We start from the raw sequence: 6,358 nt of genomic DNA, 5'->3' as shown, positions 1-6,358 counted from the left end.
ACCAGCTCGTGCACCACACCGCCCGAGTTCCGGACTACTGGACCGAGCTCGAGGATGCCGGGATCGGCTTCAGCGACGCCGCCGACCACGCCCGCATCCTCGACGCCATCCGCCGGCTCACCCGACTCGAGTCCGGCAGCGGCTACAGCTACTCGAACTCCCACTACATCCTGCTCGCCGAGGTCGTAGGGCGAGTGAGCGGTCAGCCACTGCCGGTCTTCCTCGCCGAGCGCATCTTCGCGCCGCTGGGGCTCGACATGGAGTTGACCCCGAGCCTGGTCGCCCCGGATGTCGCACTCTCGTACGACGCGAACGACCAGTTCCAGCCGCCGGGCTGGACCGCCTTCGGCGCGATCGGCATCTTTACAACGCCGTCGGAGCTCGTGCGCTGGGGGGATCAGTACCGCGCGGGCGAGATCATCCAAGACGACTTCGCGGTCGGCGCCTCTGACGAGGGCACGGGCGAGCTGTACGCAGCAGGCATGGACATCGAGACTGACGGCGACCTCAACCACAACGGACGCTTCGGCGGCTACACCTCGACCTTCACCGTGTCGGCTGATCGCGAGACGACGATTGCGGTGATGTGCAACGGCCACGCCGCGAACCGCTTCGGGCTCGCCGACGCACTGTGGGCGATCTGGGCTCCGCCCGAGGATCCCGACGCCCCGACCCCCGCACCGACCGAGGAGGTAGCTCCGTGACCCGCGCGCTCGCCGTGGTGCTCGCCCCTATCGTGCTCGCGCAGGCCGCTCGGTTGCGGCGCACGACCCCGCTGTTGCCCGCCCCCGAGGGAGAACGCGTCGGCGGCAAAGGCAAGCTGCGCCTCGTGGTCGTCGGCGACTCGACCGCTGTCGGTACCGGGGCCGAATCCCTCGACGACGCCCTGCCCGGTCGGCTCGGGAAGCTGCTCGGGGCGCGCTGGCGGGTTGTCGGTCGCAATGGCGCGACCGCTGCCGACGTGCTGCGCGATCACGTCGACGAGGCCGCCGGCGGTCCCGCCGACGTCGCCGTGCTGATGGTCGGCTGGAACGACGCCCTCAAGCTCCGCTCGGATCGTGCTTTCGCCCGCGACCTCGGCTCGCTGATCGATCGGCTCGTCGCTGCCAGCCCGAAGGGGCGGGTCGTCGTCGTCGGTCCGCCGGTCTTCGCGAACTTCGCCGTACTGCCCCGACCGCTCCGCAACGCTCTCGGCGCCCATGCCGCAGGCCTTGCACGGGTGAGCGCCCGCGTCGCCGCCGACCGCGAGGTCGACTTCGCTCCCGGTTTCGACGGGCAGTCCGTCTCGTCCGACGGCTTCCATCCGGACCGCCGCGGCTACAAGTCGATCGCCGCCGGCATCGTCGCGACCCTCGCGTCGTGACCCGGTACCTGCTCGGCGTCACCGGGGCACCGGGCGCCGGCAAGAGCACCTTCGCGGTCACCGAGCAACGCCGCCTTTCCGAGGAGGGCATGGCGGCAGCCGTTCTCCCGATGGACGGCTTTCACCTGTCCCAGTCGGAGCTCGTGAGACTCGGCCGGCGCGACCGGATGGGCGCTCCCGACACCTTCGACGTCGACGGCTTCGTCGCCACGCTCGAACGGCTGCGGGCTCCCGGCGCCGTCACCGCCCCCGGATTCGACCGCAAGATCGAGGAACCCGTTGCGGATGCGATCGAGATCGGCGCCGACATCCGCATGGTCATCGTCGAGGGTAACTACCTGCTGCACGACCGCGACGGCTGGGAGCGTGTGCGGCCACTGCTCGACCGGGTGGTCTTCCTCGCGCTCGACGACACCGTGCGGCGCGAACGGCTGATCGCCCGGCACGTCGCGTTCGGCAAGTCGCCCGTCGAAGCCGAGGCGTGGGTGGCTCGATCCGACGACCCGAACGCCGCGCTCGTCGCCGCGACCGCGCACCGCGCCGACGAGGTCATCGTCGAGGGTGCCGCGTAAGCTGAACTCGCATCCCACCCGTCTTCCTCGAGGAGTTCCGTTGCCCACGATCGTCGTCGAGGTCATGCCCAAGGCGGAACTACTCGACCCGGCCGGCAAAGCCGTCGCTGGAGCGTTGCGCCGTGAGGGCGGTCACCCGTTCAGCGACGTGCGGATCGGCAAGCGCTTCGAGCTCACCGTCGAGGGCGAGGTGACGGATGCCGTGCTCGCGCAGGCGCAGAAGCTCGCCGACGAGATGCTGAGCAACTCCGTTATCGAAGACGTCGTGAAGATCAGCGTGCTCGAAGGCACCTCCGCGTGAAAATCGGCGTCGTCACCTTTCCCGGCTCGCTCGACGACCGTGACGCCCAGCGCGCCGCGCTCATCGCGGGCGCCGAACCGGTGGCCCTGTGGCACGGTGACCACGACCTGCAGGGTGTCGACGCGATCGTGCTGCCCGGCGGCTTCAGCTACGGCGACTACCTGCGCTGCGGCGCGATCGCGGCCCGATCGCCGATCATGCGCGAGGTGATCGACGCCGCGAACGCCGGGATGCCGGTACTCGGCATCTGCAACGGCTTCCAGGTGCTCGTCGAAGCGCACCTGCTGCCCGGCGGCCTGATCCGCAACGACCACGGCGACTTCGTCTGCCGCGACCAGGGTCTGCGCGTCGAGAACGCATCGACCGCGTGGACCAACGGGTTCACGGAAGGCCAAGAGATCACGGTCCCCCTGAAGAACGGTGAGGGCGGCTTCATCGCCGACGCCGAGACGCTGACACGGCTCGAAGGTGAGGGCCTCGTCGCGTTCCGCTACACGGGGCTCAACCCCAACGGTTCGCTCAATGACATCGCCGGGCTGACCAACCCGGCGGGCAACGTCGTCGGGCTCATGCCCCACCCCGAGCACGCCGTCGAGCCTGGGTTCGGTCCCGACACCGACGTCGCGATGCGGTCGGGCGTCGATGGGCTGACCTTCTTCACCAGCGTGTTGCGGCACGCGCTCGCGCGCGCCTGAGGGCCTCCTCCCCAGACGGCGTTCCTCGGGCCGATCCACCACGACGAGTGGCGGCACCGCGACCTGGTGGGGATACTGGGATCGTGCTGGGCATGACCGAACCACAGGTATGGGTGCTCATCGGCGTCTTCGCCGCCAGCATCTTCGGCATGTTCACGATCGTCTCGACGCTCTTCATCCGCGTGATCCGCTCCGAACTCGCCGGACTCCGCGGAGAGTTCACCGGGCTCCGCGGAGAGTTCACCGGACTCCACGGAGAGTTCACCGGACTCCACGGAGAGTTCGCCGGACTGCGCAACGAGATGAATGCCCGCTTCGACGGCTTGGAGCAGCGGGTCGATGGGATCGATCGCGACGTACAGGCACTCGTGAAGCACACCTTCGGTCTCGACCGCGGCTGAGCGCTCCAGGTCCGCGTCACATCCCGAGCGCGAACGACCCGAAAATCCCCGCAACGGTGATCACGAGTGTGAGCACCACGATGGCGACGATGAGCACGAGCGACCAGCGCACGCCGTTCCGGCTGAGGAATCCCTGGTCGAGGCGACGCCCGGCAGGAGCGACGTTGCTGTCGGTGCCCGCCGCGCGCGGGTCGGAGTAGTTCTCCGCCTGGTCGATCGCCTTGGCGCCAAGCAGCCGCACGATCTGCTCGAGCCGATCCCAGACCGCGGAGTTGTGAAGGTCGAAGAGGTGCGGCGAGTAGATCGTCAGCCGATTACCGATCACCTCGACGTCAAGGTCTCCCGTCTCGTCGATGAGCAGCGCCATGACGTCGGGAGTGAACAGGTAGAGGGCATCCCGTTCGTAGCCCGCCGGGGCGTACAGCGCGAAGTGAGTGTCGAAGTCGCCCTCGAGCGAAACCCGTTGCGGGCGGGCGTCCGGGATCGGAAGGCTCGTGCCGTTCGCGTGTGCGTCGACGACGAAATGCGGGAGCGCCCGCGGCAGGCGGATGCTGAGGTACCCGTGGTCGCTGCGGCGATGCGTGCGCCGGGTCATTGTGACGCGAACCGTGCCGAACTGCTCGGTGCGCGTGCCGCCGACCTGCCCCGCGACGTTGCCGACCTCGAAGGGGATCGACCCGGTCGCGACGACATGGTCGGTGACGACAGCATCCAGCAGTGCTCCGAACACCGCGCCCTCGATCATCGGCGGTGGCGCGGTCGGTTCGTATCGCCAACCGCGTTCCGCCGCAAATGCTGCGAGGTCGATCTCCATGACCCGAAAGGTACCGGCCCGCAGTTCACAGCGACAGTCAGCCCTTCGTAGAACCCGCCAGCAGTCCGCGCACGAAGTAGCGCTGCAGGGCGAAGAACACGACCAGCGGCACGAGGAGCGAGATGAACGCGCCCGCTGGCAGCAACTCGGCGTTCTGGCCGAACTCACCGGTGAGCTCGGCCAGGGCTCTCGTGATCGGTGCCGCCGCTCCATTGGCGAAGATCAGCGCGACGAGCAGGTCGTTCCAGACCCAGAGGAACTGGAAGATCGCGAACGACGCGATCGCCGGGAGCGACAGCGGAAGCACGATCCGGAAGAAGATCTGGCCGTGGCTGGCTCCATCGACGCGGGCGGCCTCGATGACGTCGGACGGGATCTCGCTGATGAAGTTGTGGAGATGGAAGATCGCCAACGGCAACGCGAAGATGGTGTGCGCGATCCACACCTGCGAGAACTGCCCGGCATTTCGCAGGCCCTCGTAGAGCACTCCGTCGCCGACCGTGATTCCTCGCGAGAACAGCGAGAGCAGCGGAACGAGGGCCATCTGGATCGGCACGATCTGCAGCGCGAACACCAGCACGAAGAGCACATCGCGGCCCTTGAACTTCATCCAGGCGAACGCGTAGCCGGCCAGCGAGGCGATGACCAGCGGGAAGACGGTAGCCGGAATCGAGATCGCGATCGAGTTGAAGAATGGCCCGAGCAGGCTTTCCCTGCCGAACAGCACCGCCTGGTAGTTCTCGAGCGTGACGGTGGGGTTGACGAAGATCTCCCACCAGCCGGAGCGCTGCGTCTCGACCTCAGGCCGGATCGAGGTGATGAAGAGACCGACGGTCGGCACGGTCCAGAACACGGCGATGACCAGTGCGGCGATCGTCGCGCCCCGGCTGGTGAGTCTCTGCTTGGTGCGCCGCGTCGCGGCCTTCAGCGCCGACTCGGGCAGTGCCGGGTTGGCCGTCATGGAGGTGGTCATCGGAGCTCCCGTGCCTTCTGAATGTGACGTGCGTTGTAGATCACGATCGGCAGCACGAGCAGGAACAGCACGACGGCGAACGCCGCCGACCGTCCGGCTTCGAACTTCTGCAACAACGTGACCATCTCATTGGCGATGACGCCGGTGTCGGGGTAGGCCAAGCCCATGGTGCGCACGATGTCGAAGACCTTCAGCGACGCGATCGAGATCGTCGTCAGCACCACGATGATCGAGGGACGGATTGCCGGGATCGTGACGTTGACGAAGCGCTGCCACGCGTTCGTGCCGTCGAGTTGAGCCGCCTCGATCTGCTCGATCGGAACCCCCTTGATCGACGCCGAAAGAACGACCATCGCGAATCCGGTCTGCACCCAGATGAGCACCACCATCAGCAGGAAGCTGTTGAGCGGCACCTGTTGGAGCCAATTGACCGGCTCGCCGCCGAAGAGGGTCACCAAGCCGTTCAACACGCCGATCTGGCTTTCGCCTTCGGGGCGGTAGGCGTAGACGAAACGCCAAATGATGCTCGCGCCGACGAAGGAGATGGCCATCGGCATGAAGACCAGGATCTTGAAGAACTTCTCACCCCGCGACTTGTCGATGAAGACGGCGTAGGCCAGTCCGAGCGCAGTCGAGAACGCGGGCACCACGAGCACCCAGATGATCGTGTTGCGGATGACGACGAGGTTGGCGGGTTGGCTGAAGATCCAGACAAAGTTATCGAACCCGATCCAGTTGCCGCGGTTGCTCTGAAACGACAGGAAGATCGTCTGGATCGACGGGTAGACCAGGCCGATCAGCAGCAGCACGATCGCGGGGGCGAGAAACCCGACCAGCGCGAACAGGTAACCCTTGCCCTGGCGGCTCCGATAGTCGAGCAGGAAGAACAGCCCGCCGAACACGATGGCAGCGGCGACCGCCCACCAGACCGAGCCCAGGAGCAGGAAGATGATGCCCGGAATGACGAGGCAGGCCGCAAAGCGGATGATCGTGAACTTTCGTCCTGGCCGGGGTGCGACCTCGATCAGGAGAACGATCGCAGTCGCGGCTACCAGGAACAGCCCCACGACAATGGGGATCTGGGCCAGGGGCGGGAGACTACCGATCCAGGTGAGGAGATCTTTCATGATCGCCTTTCGTGGTCAACGCTGACGACGGATGTTTAGACAGTACTCGGGTGCACCATGGAGGCGGGGGGGGCCGGGGGGAAACGGGCCCCCCCCCCCGGGAACACCACAA

General features: G+C 66.9%; 9 protein-coding genes. 6 read left to right on the top strand and 3 right to left on the bottom strand.

What is annotated here, in order from left to right:
* The 6 genes from RMO30_RS01760 to RMO30_RS01735 form a co-directional block, all read left to right on the top strand.
* The coding region (locus RMO30_RS01760; protein WP_309708696.1) for a serine hydrolase domain-containing protein at positions 1-704 on the top strand (704 nt) is incomplete at its 5' end.
* Positions 701-1,363, top strand: a complete 663-nt coding sequence (locus RMO30_RS01755) for an SGNH/GDSL hydrolase family protein (protein WP_309708693.1) — start codon at positions 701-703, stop codon at positions 1,361-1,363. The genes RMO30_RS01760 and RMO30_RS01755, both read left to right, overlap by 4 nt.
* Positions 1,360-1,935 (top strand): nucleoside/nucleotide kinase family protein, encoded by a 576-nt coding sequence (locus RMO30_RS01750; protein WP_309708690.1) that lies wholly within the window; start codon positions 1,360-1,362, stop codon positions 1,933-1,935. Before RMO30_RS01755 ends, RMO30_RS01750 begins: the two co-directional genes overlap by 4 nt.
* 40 nt (positions 1,936-1,975) lie before the next feature.
* On the top strand, positions 1,976-2,236 hold the full coding sequence (purS, locus tag RMO30_RS01745) for a phosphoribosylformylglycinamidine synthase subunit PurS (RefSeq protein WP_309708683.1): 261 nt from the start codon (positions 1,976-1,978) through the stop codon (positions 2,234-2,236).
* Positions 2,233-2,931 carry a phosphoribosylformylglycinamidine synthase subunit PurQ gene (gene purQ, locus RMO30_RS01740; RefSeq protein ID WP_309708681.1) on the top strand — a complete coding sequence of 233 codons (699 nt, stop codon included), beginning with the start codon at positions 2,233-2,235 and terminating at the stop codon, positions 2,929-2,931. Before purS ends, purQ begins: the two co-directional genes overlap by 4 nt.
* Positions 2,932-3,023: 92 nt before the next feature.
* Positions 3,024-3,332 carry a hypothetical protein gene (locus RMO30_RS01735; RefSeq protein WP_309708678.1) on the top strand — a complete coding sequence of 103 codons (309 nt, stop codon included), beginning with the start codon at positions 3,024-3,026 and terminating at the stop codon, positions 3,330-3,332.
* 16 nt (positions 3,333-3,348) lie between these two features.
* Here RMO30_RS01735 and RMO30_RS01730 read toward each other — a convergent pair whose 3' ends face one another.
* The 3 genes from RMO30_RS01730 to RMO30_RS01720 are packed head-to-tail and all read right to left on the bottom strand — an operon-like array spanning position 3,349 to position 6,246.
* Complete coding sequence (locus tag RMO30_RS01730) at positions 3,349-4,146, bottom strand: hypothetical protein (RefSeq protein WP_309708676.1); 798 nt, start codon at positions 4,144-4,146, stop codon at positions 3,349-3,351.
* Between the two features lie 37 nt (positions 4,147-4,183).
* Positions 4,184-5,119, bottom strand: coding sequence for a carbohydrate ABC transporter permease (locus RMO30_RS01725; protein ID WP_397427872.1), 936 nt, complete (start codon positions 5,117-5,119; stop codon positions 4,184-4,186).
* Positions 5,116-6,246 (bottom strand): sugar ABC transporter permease, encoded by a 1,131-nt coding sequence (locus tag RMO30_RS01720; protein WP_309708674.1) that lies wholly within the window; start codon positions 6,244-6,246, stop codon positions 5,116-5,118. The genes RMO30_RS01725 and RMO30_RS01720 overlap by 4 nt, the downstream gene beginning before the upstream one ends.
* Between the last annotated feature and the right edge of the window lie 112 nt (positions 6,247-6,358).

The sequence above is a fragment of the Pseudolysinimonas sp. genome, assembly GCF_031389465.1.
Lineage (GTDB): Bacteria > Actinomycetota > Actinomycetes > Actinomycetales > Microbacteriaceae > Pseudolysinimonas_A.
The sequence above is the reverse complement of the archived record's forward strand: the minus strand, read 5'-3'. Positions and strand labels throughout refer to the sequence as shown.